Source organism: Pseudomonas sp. CBS, assembly GCF_024734645.1.
Taxonomy (GTDB): Bacteria; Pseudomonadota; Gammaproteobacteria; order Pseudomonadales; family Pseudomonadaceae; genus Aquipseudomonas.
The window spans coordinates 5,267,359-5,284,238 of record NZ_CP102929.1 but is presented as its reverse complement, the minus strand read 5'-3'; the positions used below and the strand labels follow the sequence as shown (position 1 = coordinate 5,284,238).

Annotated in this window: 12 protein-coding genes and 1 pseudogene; 10 read left to right on the top strand and 3 right to left on the bottom strand. The window is 59.7% G+C overall.

Features of this window, described 5'->3' with window-relative positions:
- Positions 1–211: 211 nt before the first annotated feature.
- The 10 genes and pseudogenes from NVB75_RS24045 to NVB75_RS24000 form a co-directional block, all read left to right on the top strand.
- The gene (locus NVB75_RS24045; protein ID WP_258343632.1) at positions 212–1,618 is read left to right on the top strand and encodes a polynucleotide adenylyltransferase PcnB; all 1,407 of its coding nucleotides are present in this window, start codon (positions 212–214) and stop codon (positions 1,616–1,618) included.
- Positions 1,619–1,622: 4 nt separating this feature from the next.
- Positions 1,623–2,111 (top strand): 2-amino-4-hydroxy-6-hydroxymethyldihydropteridine diphosphokinase, encoded by a 489-nt coding sequence (gene folK / locus NVB75_RS24040; RefSeq protein ID WP_258343631.1) that lies wholly within the window; start codon positions 1,623–1,625, stop codon positions 2,109–2,111.
- A 339-nt stretch (positions 2,112–2,450) separates the two neighbouring features.
- Positions 2,451–3,251, top strand: a complete 801-nt coding sequence (gene panB, locus NVB75_RS24035; protein WP_258343630.1) for a 3-methyl-2-oxobutanoate hydroxymethyltransferase — start codon at positions 2,451–2,453, stop codon at positions 3,249–3,251.
- Entirely contained in the window at positions 3,248–4,099 is an 852-nt protein-coding gene (gene panC, locus NVB75_RS24030) for a pantoate--beta-alanine ligase (RefSeq protein ID WP_258343629.1), read from the top strand. The genes panB and panC overlap by 4 nt, the downstream gene beginning before the upstream one ends.
- A gap of 225 nt (positions 4,100–4,324) precedes the next feature.
- Positions 4,325–5,989 (top strand): glucose-6-phosphate isomerase, encoded by a 1,665-nt coding sequence (gene pgi, locus NVB75_RS24025; RefSeq protein ID WP_076013744.1) that lies wholly within the window; start codon positions 4,325–4,327, stop codon positions 5,987–5,989.
- 105 nt (positions 5,990–6,094) lie between these two features.
- Positions 6,095–8,032, top strand: coding sequence for an acetate--CoA ligase (acs, locus tag NVB75_RS24020; protein ID WP_258343628.1), 1,938 nt, complete (start codon positions 6,095–6,097; stop codon positions 8,030–8,032).
- A gap of 6 nt (positions 8,033–8,038) precedes the next feature.
- On the top strand, positions 8,039–8,914 hold the full coding sequence (locus NVB75_RS24015; protein ID WP_258343627.1) for an oxygenase MpaB family protein: 876 nt from the start codon (positions 8,039–8,041) through the stop codon (positions 8,912–8,914).
- Positions 8,915–8,957: 43 nt separating this feature from the next.
- Entirely contained in the window at positions 8,958–9,974 is a 1,017-nt protein-coding gene (locus tag NVB75_RS24010) for a class I SAM-dependent rRNA methyltransferase (RefSeq protein WP_258343626.1), read from the top strand.
- 108 nt (positions 9,975–10,082) lie between these two features.
- Positions 10,083–13,016 (top strand): DUF748 domain-containing protein, encoded by a 2,934-nt coding sequence (locus NVB75_RS24005; protein WP_258343625.1) that lies wholly within the window; start codon positions 10,083–10,085, stop codon positions 13,014–13,016.
- A 33-nt stretch (positions 13,017–13,049) separates the two neighbouring features.
- Positions 13,050–13,139: pseudogene (locus NVB75_RS24000) on the top strand (outer membrane lipoprotein carrier protein LolA); the annotation flags it as partial.
- 152 nt (positions 13,140–13,291) lie between these two features.
- On the opposite strand, the gene NVB75_RS23995 reads toward NVB75_RS24000, so the two are convergent.
- The 3 genes from NVB75_RS23995 to rpsO form a co-directional block, all read right to left on the bottom strand.
- The gene (locus NVB75_RS23995; protein WP_258343624.1) at positions 13,292–13,912 is read right to left on the bottom strand and encodes a BON domain-containing protein; all 621 of its coding nucleotides are present in this window, start codon (positions 13,910–13,912) and stop codon (positions 13,292–13,294) included.
- Positions 13,913–14,207: 295 nt separating this feature from the next.
- Positions 14,208–16,313 (bottom strand): polyribonucleotide nucleotidyltransferase, encoded by a 2,106-nt coding sequence (gene pnp / locus NVB75_RS23990; RefSeq protein ID WP_003212180.1) that lies wholly within the window; start codon positions 16,311–16,313, stop codon positions 14,208–14,210.
- A gap of 194 nt (positions 16,314–16,507) precedes the next feature.
- Entirely contained in the window at positions 16,508–16,777 is a 270-nt protein-coding gene (gene rpsO, locus NVB75_RS23985; protein ID WP_003176135.1) for a 30S ribosomal protein S15, read from the bottom strand.
- Between the last annotated feature and the right edge of the window lie 103 nt (positions 16,778–16,880).

The window sequence follows — 16,880 nt, the reverse complement described above, 5'->3', positions numbered from 1 at the left end:
AATAATAAAAATAGAGCACGCAACTACTTCTGGGGGAGCTTCGGCTCCCCTTGTAGTTTCCGCGATTTGGCACCTGCCACCCTTCTTTTAAGCTTCTGGCTCAAGCCTTGCAGCTAGTTCCTACACCATCCCCTGACTAAATGCTAGAATCCCCGCCCATCATCCGGTCATTCTTCGTTATGGCCGAACATTCCTTCAAACAGTGCATCCCATGCTGAAGAAGTTGTTCCAGTCATTCCGTTCTCCCTTGCGTCGTACGCAACACATCCGCAGCACGCCTGAAGTGCTTAATGCCAACCAGCATTCGTTGCAGCGTGCCCAGTTCAGCCGTTATGCGGTGAACATCGTCGAACGCCTGCAGAACGCCGGCTACCAGGCTTACCTGGTTGGCGGTTGCGTGCGCGACATGTTGCTCAATATCACTCCCAAGGATTTCGACGTCGCCACCAGTGCCACGCCGGAACAAGTGCGTGCCGAATTCCGCAATGCGCGGATCATTGGTCGGCGCTTCAAGTTGGTGCATATCCACTTTGGTCGCGAGATCATCGAGGTCGCGACCTTCCGCGCCAACCACCCGCAAAACGATGAAGAAGAAGACACTAACCAGTCTTCCCGCAATGAAAGCGGGCGTATCCTGCGGGACAACGTCTACGGCACCCTGGAAGAAGACGCGCAACGCCGTGACTTCACCATCAATGCCTTGTATTACGACCCCGTCAGCGAGCGCATCCTCGATTACGCCAACGGCGTGCACGACATTCGCAACAACCTGCTGCGCCTGATCGGCGACCCGACGCAACGCTACCAGGAAGACCCGGTGCGGATGCTGCGGGCCGTGCGTTTCGCGGCCAAGCTGAACTTTGGCATCGAGAAGCACACGGCCGCGCCGATTCGCGACCTGGCGCCGATGCTGCGGGAAATCCCGTCGGCACGCCTGTTCGAAGAGGTGCTCAAGTTGTTCCTCTCCGGCTATGCCGCCGACACCTTCGAAATGCTCGTAGACCTGCAGTTGTTCGACCCATTGTTCCCGGCCAGCGCCGAAGCACTGGAGTACAACCCGACCTACACCCACACGCTGATCAGCGAAGCCTTGATCAACACCGACCTGCGCATCAAGCAAAACAAACCGGTCACCCCGGCGTTCCTGTTTGCCGCCTTGTTGTGGCCTGCGCTGCCGAAGCGCGTGATGCGCTTGCAGGATCGCGGCATGCCGGCAATTCCGGCCATGCAGGAAGCGGCTCATGAGCTGATCGCCGAACAATGCCAACGCATCGCCATCCCGAAACGCTTCACCATGCCGATCCGCGAGATCTGGGACATGCAGGAGCGCCTGCCACGCCGCAGCGGCAAACGTGCCGACCTGTTGCTGGACAACCCGCGCTTCCGTGCCGGCTACGACTTCCTGCTGCTGCGTGAAAGCGCCGGTGAGCAGACCGACGGCCTGGGGGAATGGTGGACCGACTACCAGGACGCCAACGACAGCCAGCGCCGCGAGATGATCAAAGAGCTCAGCAGCAAAGGCGAAGCCACCGGCGATGGCCCGAAAAAACGTCGCCGCAGCAGTGGCAGCAAGCGCAAACGTAGCGCTGGCGACGCCTCGAGCGCGTCTGGCGAGTAAGCCCGTGGAACGTCTCTACATCGGCATGGGCAGCAACCTGGCGGCCCCTGAACAACAATTGCGCCATGCCATCGAGGCCTTGGCGCAATTGCCGAGCACTACGCTGGCGGGCGTATCCGCCTTCTATCAAAGTGATTCCCTGCTCCCGGGCCAACCGCGCTATACCAACGCGGTCGCGGCCCTGGACAGCGCACTTGCGCCTCTGGAAATGCTTGATGCCCTGCAGGCCATCGAGAATGACCAGGGCCGCGAGCGCCTCGAGCGCTGGGGCCCACGCACCCTGGACCTGGATATCCTGATCTTTGGCGACCGGCTTATCGACGAACCACGCCTGAAGGTGCCGCACTATCAAATGCACCTGCGTGCATTCGTGCTTTACCCATTGGCGGAACTGGCCCCCACCCGCCTGCAACTCGCCGATGGCCGCCTGCTCAGCGACCTGCTGGACGCCTGCCCGTTTGTCGGCCTGGAACGCCTGCCTTCACACCTGTAGGAGCGAGCTTGCTCGCGAACAACCTGAGAACACCGCTGGGTGTCAGGCTTCCCGCATCATCGTTAACGACCTTCGCGAGCAAGCTCGCTCCTACGCATCATTTACTGCTGAATCGCATCAGTAACAGCGGTAACACCCCGGCCGTAACAATGCGGTAACACATCCAATTGACTTCCAGAGTCCTCCTCACGACTATAGGCGTCCCGCTGCCGCCTACCCGGCGCTAAAGGGCGCAATCCAGGCCTTATAAGCACTGATCCTTAAGAAAGTGCGCCTGTATAAACGAAGACTCACGCGCGTTACTCGCTGTTTCCAAGCGCCTGAATGAGGACCCTTTTCATGCCAAACGTTACCCTGAGCACCTTGCAGAGCCTCAAACTCAAAGGTGAAAAGATCACCATGCTGACCTGCTACGACGCCACTTTTGCCCAGGCCAGCTGCCAGGCAGGAGTTGAAGTGTTGTTGGTGGGGGACTCTCTGGGCATGGTTCTACAAGGGAATGACAGCACCCTGCCGGTCACCAACGACGAAATCGCTTACCACACAGCCTGCGTCAAACGTGGCAACGAGGGCGCCTTCATCGTCGCCGACCTGCCCTTCATGGCCGACGCCACCATCGAACAGACCCTGACCAACAGCGCTCAACTGATGCGTGCCGGTGCACACATGGTCAAGGTTGAAGGTGCCGCCTGGCTCGCGGAGTCGATTCGCCTGCTAGCTGAACGTGGTGTGCCGGTTTGCGCGCACATGGGCCTTACGCCCCAGTCGGTGAATATCCTCGGCGGCTACAAGGTGCAAGGCCGCGGCGAAGCCCAGGCGCGCCAGATGCGCGCCGATGCCATCGCCCTGGAGCAGGCCGGTGCGTGCATGATTTTGCTGGAGTGCGTGCCAAGCGAGTTGGCATCGGAAATCACCCAGGCCGTCAAAATCCCGGTGATTGGTATCGGCGCAGGTTCCGGCACCGACGGCCAGGTATTGGTGCTGCACGACATGCTGGGCCTGTCCCTGACCGGTCGCGTACCCAAGTTCGTGAAGAACTTCATGGCTGGCCAGGACAGCATTCAATCGGCCCTCGGCGCCTACGTCAGCGAAGTCAAAGCCGTTACCTTCCCCGGCGCTGAACACGGATTCTCTGCATGAACACCGTCAAAACCGTGCGCGAACTGCGCGCCGCCGTCGCCCATGCCCGCAGCGCGGGTAAACGCATCGGCTTCGTGCCCACCATGGGCAACCTGCACAGCGGCCATGCCACGCTGGTGACCAAGGCTGCGCAACAAGCGGACTTCGTGGTCGCGAGCATTTTCGTCAACCCGCTGCAATTTGGCGCCGGCGAGGACTTGGACAAATACCCGCGCACCCTGGCAGCTGATCAGGAGAAGCTGCTGCAAGCCGGTTGCAACCTGCTGTTCGCCCCGACCGTCGACGAGATGTACCCCGACGGCATGGCCGGCCAGACACGCGTCAGCGTGCCGCAACTGTCCGAAGGCCTGTGCGGTGCCAGCCGTCCCGGGCATTTTGAAGGCGTGGCCACGGTGGTCAGCAAGCTGTTCAACATGGTCCAGCCAGACCTGGCGATCTTTGGCCAGAAGGACTACCAGCAACTGGCAGTCATTCGCGCCATGGTCCATGACCTGAACATGCCGATCCAGATTATCGGCGAGCTGACCGTTCGCGCCGACGATGGCCTCGCGCTGTCGTCGCGCAACGGTTACCTCACCGAAGAGCAGCGCGCCATCGCGCCGGTGCTGCACCGCAGCCTCAGCCAGATGGCTGCCGCCATTGAAGCGGGCGACCGCGATTTCGCCAAACTGCGCGCGGCACAGGTCCAGCAGATTGAAGCCGCGGGCTTTCGCATGGACTACCTGGAGGTCCGCCAGGGCCTGCACCTGCGTCCGGCCACCGCTGAAGACAAGGATCTGGTGATCCTGGTCGCCGCCTACCTGGGCGCCACCCGGCTGATCGACAACCTGCATTTGCACCTGAACTGACCCCGCCGCACACCCCGCCTGTTGCACTGCCTGATCGGCCGGTATAAAAAAGTACCGGCCACAGCGCAGACAAAGCCAAGACAGATCGACACGCTAGGTTTAATGTATTCGCCCTACGCTATTCGTTGGCGTCGACCGGAGCCTGTCATCTTCACAAAGACAGCACATTTCCGGCTTTGAAGTGTCCTACCAGCAGTCCCAGCAATAAAAAGGAAACCCGCAGCGATGGCGTACTACCGCACTCCTCATGACGTTACCGCTCTGCCCGCCTGGCAAGCGCTCAATCAACATCGCCAAGCCATGCAGGATTTCAGCATGCGCGAAGCCTTTAATGCCGATCCCCAGCGCTTTACACAGTTCACCTTGAGCAGCTGCGGACTTTTCCTCGATTACTCGAAAAACCTGATCACCAGCGAAACCCGCGACCTGCTGGTAGGCCTGGCCAAGGAAGTCGACCTTCAGGGCGCGATCAAGTCACTGTTCAACGGCGAGCCGGTCAACTCTTCCGAAGGCCGCCCGGCGCTGCACACCGCGCTGCGTCGCCCGGTCGGCGACAAGTTGTCGGTCAACGGCGTGAACATCATGCCGGACGTGCACAAGGTGCTGAACCAGATCACTGACCTGGTCGGCCGCATTCACGACGGTCTGTGGCGTGGCTACACCGAAAAGCCGATCACCGACGTGGTGAACATCGGCATCGGTGGCTCGTTCCTCGGCCCGGAGCTGGTGTCTGAAGCGCTGCTGTCCTACGCCCACAAAGGCGTGCGCTGCCATTACCTGGCGAACATCGACGGCAGCGAGTTCCACGAGCTGACCATGAAGCTGCGCGCCGAGACCACGCTGTTCATCGTTTCGTCGAAATCCTTCAACACCCTCGAAACCCTGAAAAACGCCCAGGCCGCACGTGCCTGGTACCTGGCCCAGGGTGGCTCGGAAGCCGAGCTGTATCGCCACTTCATCGCCGTTTCGAGCAACAACGCCGCCGCCGTGGCCTTCGGTATTCGCGAAGAAAACATCTTCCCGATGTGGGACTGGGTTGGCGGTCGTTACTCGTTGTGGTCGGCCATCGGCCTGCCGATCGCGCTGGCCATCGGCATGTCCAACTTCAAGGAACTGCTGTCCGGTGCCTACACCATGGACCAGCACTTCCAGACCGCGCCGTTCGAAGCGAACATGCCCGTACTGCTGGGCCTGTTGGGCGTGTGGTACGGCAACTTCTGGGGCGCGCAGAGCCACGCGATCCTGCCGTACGACCACTACCTGCGCAACATCACCAAGCACTTGCAACAGCTGGATATGGAATCCAACGGCAAGAGCGTGCGCCAGGACGGTACGCCGGTGTCCACCGACACCGGCCCGGTTATCTGGGGCGGCGTAGGCTGCAACGGTCAGCATGCTTACCACCAGCTGCTGCACCAAGGCACCCAACTGATCCCGGCCGACTTCATCGTGCCGATCGTCAGCTTCAACCCGGTCTCCGACCACCATCAGTGGCTGTACGCCAACTGCCTGTCACAGAGCCAGGCGCTGATGCTCGGCAAGACCCGCAGCGAAGCTGAAGCCGAGCTGCGCGACAAAGGCATGGACGAGGCCGAAGTGCAGAAGCTGGCACCGCACAAGGTGATCCCGGGCAACCGTCCGAGCAACACCATTGTGGTTGAACGCATCAGCCCTCGCCGCCTCGGCGCGCTGGTGGCGATGTATGAGCACAAAGTGTTCGTGCAAAGCGTCATCTGGGGCATCAACGCCTTCGACCAATGGGGCGTGGAGCTGGGCAAGGAGCTGGGCAAAGGCGTCTACAACCGCCTGACCGGCACTGAAGAACAGCCTGCGGACGACGCGTCCACCCAAGGGTTGATCAACTACTTCCGCGGCCGTCACCGCGGTTGATGTAATGCCCGCAAGGCCAACGTCCGTTTGGACGTTGGCCTTGAACCCGCCTGCCACAGGGTGCATCTTTATTGCTTGTCGCAAAAACAAGAATAAGGATCCCTCATGTTCGATATCAGCACGTTCCCCACCGCCGATGCCGTCCGCCGGGCTGCGCAACTCAGTCAAGAGGACTACCAGCGCCTCTATCGCCAATCCGTCGAACAACCCGATACCTTCTGGGCCGAACAGGCCAAGCGCTTTCTCGACTGGTCCACGCCTTGGCAGACCGTTCAGAAGTCCGACATCAAGACCGGCGCCGCCCAATGGTTTGCCGGTGGCCAACTGAACGTCAGTTACAACTGCATCGACCGTCACCTGGCGCAACGTGCCGACCAGCCGGCCTTCATCTGGGAAGGCGATGATCCTGCAAAGTCTTCCAAAATCACCTACCGCCAACTCCACCAAAACGTCAGCCGCCTGGCCAACGTGCTGAAAAGCCGTGGCGTAAAGAAAGGCGACCGCGTGTGTATCTACATGCCGATGATTCCCGAGGCGGCCTACGCGATGCTCGCCTGTACGCGGATCGGCGCGGTGCATTCGGTGGTGTTTGGTGGTTTCTCGCCGGACGCCCTGCGCGACCGCATTCTCGACGCCGACTGCCGCACGGTGATCACCGCCGATGAAGGCGTACGCGGTGGCAAGCCTGTGGCGCTGAAACAGAATGTCGACAAGGCCCTGGCCAGTTGCCCAGGCGTCAGCACGGTGCTGGTGGTGCAGCGCACCGGCGCGGCGGTCAATTGGACTGAAGGGCGCGACCTCAAGTATCAACAGGCCTTGGACGCAGCCAGCGATGACTGCCCGCCCGAGCCGATGGACGCGGAAGACCCGCTGTTTATCCTCTACACCTCCGGCAGCACCGGCAAACCCAAAGGCGTGCTGCACACCACCGGTGGTTACCTGTTGCAGGCCGCGATGACTTTCAAGTACGTCCTCGACTACCGCGACGGCGAAGTGTTCTGGTGCACCGCTGATGTCGGCTGGGTCACTGGCCACAGTTACATCGTCTATGGGCCGCTGGCCAATGGCGCCACATCGCTGATGTTCGAGGGTGTGCCGAGTTATCCGGACAGCTCGCGCTTCTGGCAGGTGATCGACAAACACAAGGTCAACATCTTCTACACCGCGCCTACCGCCTTGCGCGCGCTGATGCGTGAAGGCCACGGTCCATTGGAAAATACCTCTCGCGCCAGCCTGCGCCTGCTGGGCAGTGTCGGCGAGCCGATCAACCCGGAGGCCTGGGACTGGTACTTCAACGCGGTCGGCGAACAACGCTGCCCGATTGTCGACACCTGGTGGCAGACCGAAACCGGCGGCATCATGCTCAGCCCGCTGGTCAGCGCCCAGCGCATCAAACCCGGCTGCGCTACCCAGCCGATGTTTGGCGTAGTGCCGGTGCTGCTTGATGAGCAAGGCAAGGAAATCAGCGGCGCAGGCAGTGGCGTGCTGGCAATCAAATCCAGCTGGCCGGGGCAGATTCGCAGCGTGTACGGCGACTCGCAGCGGATGATCGACACCTATTTCAAACCCTACCCCGGCTACTACTTCACCGGCGACGGCGCGCGGCGGGACGAGGACGGCGACTACTGGATCACCGGGCGCATCGATGATGTGATCAACGTGTCCGGGCACCGTATCGGCACCGCCGAGGTGGAAAGCGCCCTGGTATTGCATGATCAGGTCGCCGAAGCCGCCGTGGTGGGTTATCCCCACGACGTCAAAGGCCAGGGTATCTATGCCTTTGTCACGCCCATGAATGGGGTCGAGCCCGACGATGCGCTGAAAAAACACTTGCTGGACCTGGTGAGCAAGGAAATCGGCAGCTTCGCCAAGCCCGAACTGATTCAATGGGCACCGGCCTTGCCGAAAACCCGCTCAGGCAAGATCATGCGGCGGATTTTGCGCAAGATTGCCTGCAACGAACTGGACAGCCTGGGAGATACCTCCACCCTGGCCGACCCGAGCGTGGTGGATGGCCTGATCGATAAACGCCTCAACCGATAGGATCCCATGGAACTCATTCGCAGCCGCATCGAAAACCAGCTGATGAGCCTGACTGGCTTGTCGCTCGGCCAACTCGACCTGGAAAACCCCAAGGGCGATCCAGGCCTCTTTGGCCCGAACTCGGTGAGCTGGAAGGTCCATGGCGACTTCAGCAGCATGTTGATTGGTGGCATCAGCGCGCTGATGTTGCAGGCGTTGCACCCGCTGGCCCTGGCCGGCGTGTGGGACCATTCGAACTTTCGGCAAGACATGCTGGGGCGTTTGCGGCGTACCTCGCAGTTCATCTCCGGGACCACATTCGGTTCGCGCCGCGACGCCGAATGGCTGATCGAGAAAGTGCGCACCATTCATCTGCAAGTGGTCGGCCATGCACCTGATGGCCGACCGTATGCGGCCAGCGATCCGGAGTTGCTGACGTGGGTGCATGTGGCAGAGGTCAGTAACTTTCTTGCGGCCCACCTGCGTTATTGCAACCCGGATCTATCCCCCAGGGATCAAGACCGGTACTACAGCGAAATCGCCCTGGTGGCTGAGCAACTGGGGGCGCGCCATGTGCCGCGCTCACGTCAGGAAATTTCCGACTACCTTGAGCGCATTCGCCCGCAACTACTGTGTGACGACCGCAGCCACGAAGTGCTGCGTCTGCTGCTCAATGCGCCGTCCCCCAGCACCTTGGCCAAGCCGTTTGGCTCGCTGATGATGCAGGCCGGCATCGACCTGCTGCCGGACTGGGCCAGCGACATGCTCGGGCAGAAGCAACGCCCGCTGCAACGCCAGATGATTCGCGCCGGGGTCAAGCGCAGCGCGCCGTTGCTACGCTGGGCCATGCGCAACGGTTCGGTGCAACGGGCCCACAGGCGAATGGGCCTGCTGGAGCCATAACTGTTAAACTCCCGCGCCCCCATTACTCTGCAAGGCGCGCAACATGTCTTCCTTGAATCAGGCGCTGCGCGCCGCCCTCGATCATCGCCAAGACCTGCTCGCTGAGCTGCATGCCCAAGGCACCGATTGCTATCGGCTGTTCCACGGCAGCCAGGAAGGCGCCGGCGGCCTGACAATCGACCGCTATGGCCCGCAACTGCTGGTGCAAAGCTTTCACCAGTCGCTGGAGAGCGACGACCTGCTGCAACTGCACCAGTCGATCAACCAGTACCTGGGGCTGGAACTGCTGCTGGTCTACAACGACCGCTCCCGGGGCAACTCGCGCATCGACCGTGAAGACACGGTGTACCGCGCCGAACCTGCGGCTCTGGAAGACTTGATCGGCCACGAATGGGACCTCAACTACCGCGTACGCGGCCGCCATGCAGGGCAAGACCCGCTGCTGTTCCTCGACCTGCGCAACACCCGTGGTTGGGTCAAGGCACACAGCGCCGGTAAAAGCGTGCTGAACCTGTTTGCCTACACCTGTGGCGTCGGCCTGAGCGCGGCTGCCGGTGGCGCCCGTGAGGTGTGCAACCTGGACTTTGCCGAGGGCAACCTCGCGGTCGGTCGCGAAAACGGCCTGCTCAATCCGAAATTGCCGACGATGAAATTCGTGCAGTCCGACTACTTCCCGGCAATCCGCCAACTGGCCGGCCTGCCCATCAGCCAGCGTCGCGGCCAGAAACTGCCGAGTTATCCACGCCTGGAGCAACGCCAATACGACCTGGTACTGCTTGACCCTCCGGCCTGGGCCAAGAGCGCCTTCGGCACCGTCGACCTGCTGCGCGACTATCAGAGCCTGCTCAAGCCTGCACTGCTGGCCACCGCCGACAACGGCGTGCTGATCTGCTGCAACAACCTGGCAAAAGTCAGCATGGACGACTGGCGCGACCAGGTCCTGCGCTGCGCCGAAAAGGCCGGCCGCCCGGTCCGTGACTGGCAGATCATGCCCCCTGGCGCAGACTTCCCGTCGCAAGACCAGCAGCCCCCGCTGAAGACGCTGATCCTGCAGCTGTAAGATCTGTCCTAAAAGCGCCTGGCCACAGGAATAAAGGCCCGGTTCTTCGGAACCGTAAACCCGTGCCATACTCCAAGGCACTCTTGAATGACATAGATGGCGTCACATATGCCCAAAGGATTGATTCGCGCCGCTGGCGCCTTGCTGACCGCCCTTGCTCTGTACAGTTTGCTGGGCTTCCTTATTCTCCCCGGCATCGCCCTTCGCGTGGCCAACCAACAGCTGGCCAATTACGCCACCGTGCCGGCGCGTATCGAGCGTATCGAGTTCAATCCGTTCAGCCTCGAATTGACCGTGTGGGGCCTGAATATCGGTGAGCCTGGCAAGGAGCAAGTGGGCTTTGAACGCCTCTATGCCAACCTGCAGATCGACAGCCTGTGGACCCGCGCCCTGCACCTGGCTGACGTACAGCTCGACAAGCCCAAGACCGAGCTGCTGTTCGACAAGTCCGGCCAACTCAACCTGGCGCAACTGTTCAAATTGCCAGCCAGCGAGCCGACGCCCACCGATCCCAACGCCAAGCCGTTCCCGCTGCGCATCGACAACATCAAGCTGGCAGCCGGCTATGTGCACTTCCAGGATTTGCGCCCCAGCGAACCGATCGAGTTTCTCTACGACAAGCTGGATTTCGAGCTGAAAAACCTCAGCACGCTGCCCGAAGACAACGCTGATATGACCCTGGTTGCGGCCGGACCTGAAGGTGGGCAGATCGACTGGACCGGTAACTTCAGCCTCATCCCGATTGCCTCCGAGGGCAAACTCAAGGTTACCGACGGCAAGATGAAAGTCTGGTGGCCGTATGTACGTGATGCGGTGCCGCTGGTTCTGGAAGACGGCATCCTCAACTTCAGCACCGACTACAAGATGAGCCTGGCCAAGGAAACCGAGCTGAACCTGACCAACGTTGCCCTGAGTGTCGCGCCGTTTGCGATCAAGGCTCCGGACGGCCGGCCACTCGCGCGCCTGGAGAAGCTGGACGTCAGCGACACCACTGTAGACCTGGCCAAGCAGCAGGTAATAGTCGGCAAGATCCGCAGCAACAAGCTCGAAACCTGGGCAGCCCTTGAAGCAGACGGCCAATTGGATTGGCAGAAACTGTTCGCCAGCCAACCGAGCAAGCCTGCACCCGCCGCCGAGCCAGCCACCGCACCCGCCACCGCCGACTCGCCAAAGCCTGCACCGGCAGCGCCGAGCAAACCATGGCAAGTGCTGCTGAAGGACGTGCAACTGCGCAACTATCAAGTGCATCTGGCGGACCGTTCCGCCAAGCCGGCCGTCGCCCTGGAAGTGGGGCCGCTTAACCTTGACCTGCAGGATTTCGACAGCCTCAACCAAAGCCCGTTTACCCTCAAGCTGGATACCGGCGTAGGCAAACAGGGCAAGCTCCAGGCGACCGGCCAGGTCAACCTGAACCCGGTCAACGCCAAGCTGAAAGTGGATACCAAGGACATCGACCTGCGCGTCGCCCAGTCCTACATCAGCCCGTTTATCCGCCTGGAACTGCGTAGCGGCATGCTCGGCAGCAACCTCGACGTGAACCTGAAAAGCACCGAGCCTTTGGCGTTCCAAGTGACTGGCCGGGCACAGGTCGATCAGTTGCACACCCTGGACACCATGAAGACCCGCGACTTCCTGAAATGGCAGCGCCTGGTGCTGGAAGGCGTGAATTATCAACATGGCGACAGCCTGTCGATCGACAAGGTCAACCTGCTGCAACCCTATGCGCGCTTCATGATCAACGATGACCGCACCACCAACATCGATGACCTGCTGATCCCACAGCCGGCCGACAGCGGCACCAAGTCCGCGGCCAAACCTGCGGCCAGCAAAGAGAAGCCGCTGGGTATTCATATTGGTCAAATTGCGATCAACGACGGTTCGGCCAACTTCGCCGACTTCAGCCTGACCCCGAACTTCGCCACGGCGATTCAACAGCTCAACGGCCAGATCGGCACCATCGACAGTCGCCAGGCCAAGCCAGCGAGCGTCGACATCAAGGGCAAGGTCGACCGTTATGCGCCGGTGACCATCAAGGGCAGCGTGAACCCGTTTGACCCAATGGCCGCGCTGGACATCGCCACCAGCTTCAAACGTGTCGAACTGACCACCCTGACGCCCTACTCGGGCAAGTTCGCCGGGTTCCGTATCCGCAAGGGCCGGCTCAACCTGGACCTGCATTACGTCATCACCAAGGGCCAGTTGAAGGCCGAGAACAAGGTGGTGGTCGAGCAACTGCAACTGGGTGAGAAGGTCGACAGTGCGGATGCCGTGGACCTGCCGATTCGCCTGGCGATTGCGCTGCTCAAGGATTCCGACGGCAAGATCTCCATTGAGCTGCCGGTGACCGGCGACTTGAACAACCCGCAATTCAGCGTGATGCCGATTGTCTGGCAGACCCTGCGCAACCTGGTGGTACGCGCGGCCACAGCGCCCTTCAAGTTCATTGGCGGGTTGATTAGCGGTGGTGGTGCGCAAGACCTTGGCAACGTGTCGTTCGCCGCAGGTTCCAGCGAGTTGAGCAAGGACTCCCAGTCGGCCTTGGACAGCCTGGCCAAGGCCCTCAAGGAGCGCCCTGCCCTGCGCCTGGAGATCGAAGGCACCGCCGCTGCCAGCAGTGACGGCCCATTGTTGGCCGCACAGCGGCTGGAACGCGAATACCAGTACAACTACTACAAGATCCTCCAGCGCCGTGGCGATAAGGTCCCGGCCCAGGCGTCACTGCTTGAAGTCCCGGAAAAGGAAAAGGCGCCGCTGCTGGAAGGCATCTACCGTACCCGCCTGAAACAACAGCCGCCGGCCGAGTGGAAAGACCTGAGCAATGACGAGCGCACCGCCAAGCTACGGGACGGTGTGATCAAGTTCTGGAGTGGCAGTGACGTGTTGCTGCGCCAACTGGGCCAGGACCGCGCCAGTGCGATCAAGGACTACCTGGTGGACAAGGGCCAACTGGAAGATGATCGGGTTTACTTTATCGACGCCAATCTTGGACAGGCGGAGAAAGATGGTCGGGTGGTGACCCCGATGCATCTGGATGCCGAATAACTCAAACGGTGTACATCCCCTGTAGGAGCGAGCTTGCTCGCGAAGGGCGTCAACGATAACGGGTGCTTTCTGAGTTACCGTGGCGCTCTCAGGTTTTTCGCGAGCAAGCTCGCTCCTACAATTTCCCGCCCACAATAGAACAGGCCCCGACACAAGTGCCGGGGCCTGTAATGACCACATCCGTGTGGTCGGTCGCATGAACCTGTGAGGTGCATTGAGCGGATATCTAACTCGCTCGTGGCCGCCTCCGCCTAGCTCAGGCGATTCGTTAAGCGTTACTCTGCTTTCAGGCCGTCGGCCGATACAGCTTTAACGCCTTTGATTTTCTTGGTGATGTTCACCGCGGTAGTTTTCTGCGCTTCAGTCACTGCGACGGTCGACGACAGGGAAACTACACCTTTGTTGGTTTCGACTTTGATGTCGGTGCCAGGAATACCTTTCTCGGTTACCAGGTCAGCTTTCACTTTGGTGGTGATCCAAGTGTCCGAGGTGGACTCTTTGGCATCAGCAGCTGCGCTTTTGGTTTTGTCTACGTTATCAGCCTTGGTAGCGCCGCCAGCCATCAGGCCGTCAGCCGATACTGCGGTTACGCCTTTGATTTTTTTGGTGATCGCTACAGCAGTGGCTTTCTGCGCGTCGGAGATAGCGACTGTCGAGGACAGGGAAACCACACCTTTGTTGGTCTCAACCTTAATGTCCGAACCAGGAATACCTTTCTCGGTCAGCAGGTCAGCTTTGACTTTGGTGGTGATCCAGGTATCCGAAGTGGACTCTTTAGCCTTGGTGACTTCACCGGCCGCCAAGGTCATTGGGGCTTGGGAAGTCTGAGCAAAGGCTACGTTAGCACCCATGGCCAGGGTCAGAGCGGTAGCAGTAGCGAGAGCGAACTTCTTCATACGAGTAACTCCTGTTTTATTAAAAGTCTGCAGTACGTAAACCTTGATGCTGCAGCGTTAACAGGGATATTGCAGGCAGTGTGCCAACTCGAGATTAGCAATTAAATCCTTATAAAACAACATGTTATGAAAACAGGCAATTTTCGGAATCGTGCAACTTGCATGAAGACGACCGTAACTGCATGCAAGTTGCGGTTTTTGAGATTGGCTAAACGCCTGATTTCGCGACACTTTCCTACGGGCATAAAAAAAGGACTCCGAAGAGTCCTTTTTTCAGCTTACAGCAACGGGGTGATTAAACGCCCGACGCCTTGGCTGCTGCTACGTCCTTGATGGACAGCTTGATACGGCCGCGGTTGTCCACGTCCAGTACCAGCACTTCCACTTCCTGGCCTTCTTTCAGGATGTCGGTCACTTTCTCAACGCGAGCATCGCTCAGCATGGAGATGTGTACCAGACCGTCCTTGCCAGGCAGGATGTTGACGAATGCGCCGAAGTCGACGATGCGCTCAACCTTACCGACGTAGATCTTGCCGATCTCGGCTTCAGCGGTGATGCCCAGGACGCGCTGACGTGCCGCTTCAGCCGCTTCCTTGGTTTCGCCGAAGATCTTGATCGAGCCGTCGTCTTCGATGTCGATCGAAGCCTTGGTCTCTTCACAGATCGCACGAATGGTCGCGCCGCCTTTACCGATAACATCACGGATTTTGTCGGTGTCGATTTTCATCGCGATCATGGTCGGAGCATTTTCCGACAGTTCGGTACGGGACTGACCAATGATCTGGTTCATCTGACCGAGGATGTTCAGGCGCGCTTCCAGGGCTTGGCCCAGAGCGATCTCCATGATTTCTTCGGTGATGCCTTTGATCTTGATGTCCATCTGCAGCGCGGTAACACCTTTGGCGGTACCGGCTACTTTGAAGTCCATGTCGCCGAGGTGGTCTTCGTCACCCAGGATGTCGGTCAGGATGGCGAACTTCTCGCCTTCTTTAACCAGACCCATGGCGATACCGGCAACCGGTGCCTTCATCGGTACACCGGCGTCCATCAGAGCCAGGGAAGCACCGCAGACCGAAGCCATGGAGCTGGAACCGTTGGACTCGGTGATTTCCGACACAACACGAATGGTGTACGGGAACACGTCGGCGGCAGGCAGCATGGCTGCAATCGAACGACGGGCCAGACGGCCGTGACCGATTTCGCGGCGGCCAGCGCCACCCATGCGACCACACTCACCTACCGAGAACGGAGGGAAGTTGTAGTGCAGCATGAACGGGTCTTTTTTCTCGCCTTCCAGGGTGTCCAGCAGCTGTGCGTCACGGGCAGTACCCAGTGTTGCAACAACCAGAGCCTGGGTTTCGCCACGGGTGAACAGGGCCGAACCGTGGGTTTTTGGCAGAACGCCGACTTCGATGTTCAGCGGACGTACGGTGCGAGTGTCGCGGCCGTCGATACGTGGCTTGCCGTTAACGATGTTTTCGCGAACGGTGCGGTATTCGATTTCGCCGAACGCTGCTTTGACTTCGCTGGAAGAAGGCTGGCCTTCTTCGCCGGACAGCTTGGCAACAACCTGGTCTTTCAACTCACCCAGGCGAGCGTAACGGTCGGCCTTGATGGTGATGGTGTAGGCGTCGGAGATAGCGGTGCCGAACTCGGAGCGGATAGCGCCCAGCAGTGCGGTGGCTTCTGGCTGAGGAGCCCAGGTCCAGGTTGGCTTGGCAGCTTCAGCGGCCAGTTCTTTAACCGCGTTGATCACAACCTGGAACTCGTCGTGAGCAAACAGTACTGCGCCCAGCATCTGGTCTTCGGTCAGCTCTTTAGCTTCCGATTCAACCATCAGAACGGCTTCCGAAGTACCGGCAACGACCATGTCCAGGCTCGAAGCTTTCTGTTGTTCGTAAGTCGGGTTCAGCAGGTAGCCGGTGCTTTCGTGGAACGCAACACGGGCAGCGCCGATCGGGCCATCGAAAGGAATACCGGAAATGGCCAGGGCAGCCGAGGTACCGATCATCGCAGCGATGTCCGGATCGGTCTTCTTGCTGGTGGAAACGACGGTGCAGACAACCTGCACTTCGTTCATGAAGCCTTCTGGGAACAGCGGACGGATCGGACGATCAATCAGTCGGGAAGTCAGGGTTTCTTTCTCGGAAGGACGGCCTTCGCGCTTGAAGAAACCACCAGGGATCTTGCCGGCAGCGTAAGTCTTTTCCTGGTAGTGAACGGAAAGAGGGAAGAAGCCTTTGCTCGGGTCAGCGGTCTTGGCGCCTACAACGGTCACCAATACGGTGACGTCGTCGTCAACGGTAACCAGCACTGCGCCGGAGGCTTGACGGGCGATACGGCCTGTCTCGAGGGTAACGGTCGACTGACCGAACTGGAATTTTTTGATAACCGGGTTCACGGTGTCCTACCTTCTTTGTGGCTCTTGGGGAACTTGTCTTCTTGCGAAATTCTTGGGCAATGTCGGGAATCGGCCCAACGCCTGTCCAGGGTAAAACGTGTATCCAGATAAAACTTGAGGCTGGAAGCCTGCCATGGGCCAGCGGGAAACCCACTGACACACGACAGCCAACCAACCTCTAGCGCAATCGCTTATTAGCGACGCAGACCCAGGCGACCGATCAGAGCCTGATAACGACCCAGATCCTTGCCTTTCAGGTAGTCCAGCAGCTTACGACGCTGGTTTACCATGCGGATCAGACCACGACGGGAGTGGTGATCTTTACCGTTGGCCTTGAAGTGACCTTGCAGCTTGTTGATGTTGTGGGTCAGCAGTGCAACTTGCACTTCTGGCGAACCAGTGTCACCAACAGCTTGCTGGTAGTCAGCTACGATTTGAGCTTTTTCTTGAACGTCGAGAGCCATGAGGCAATCCTTTTTTCAGGAAACCACCCAAAGGGCGGTTTCAACAGGCCAGGGACAAATCCCTGTATCTAAAAATGAGTAGTGACCATGCCTGCTAACAGCC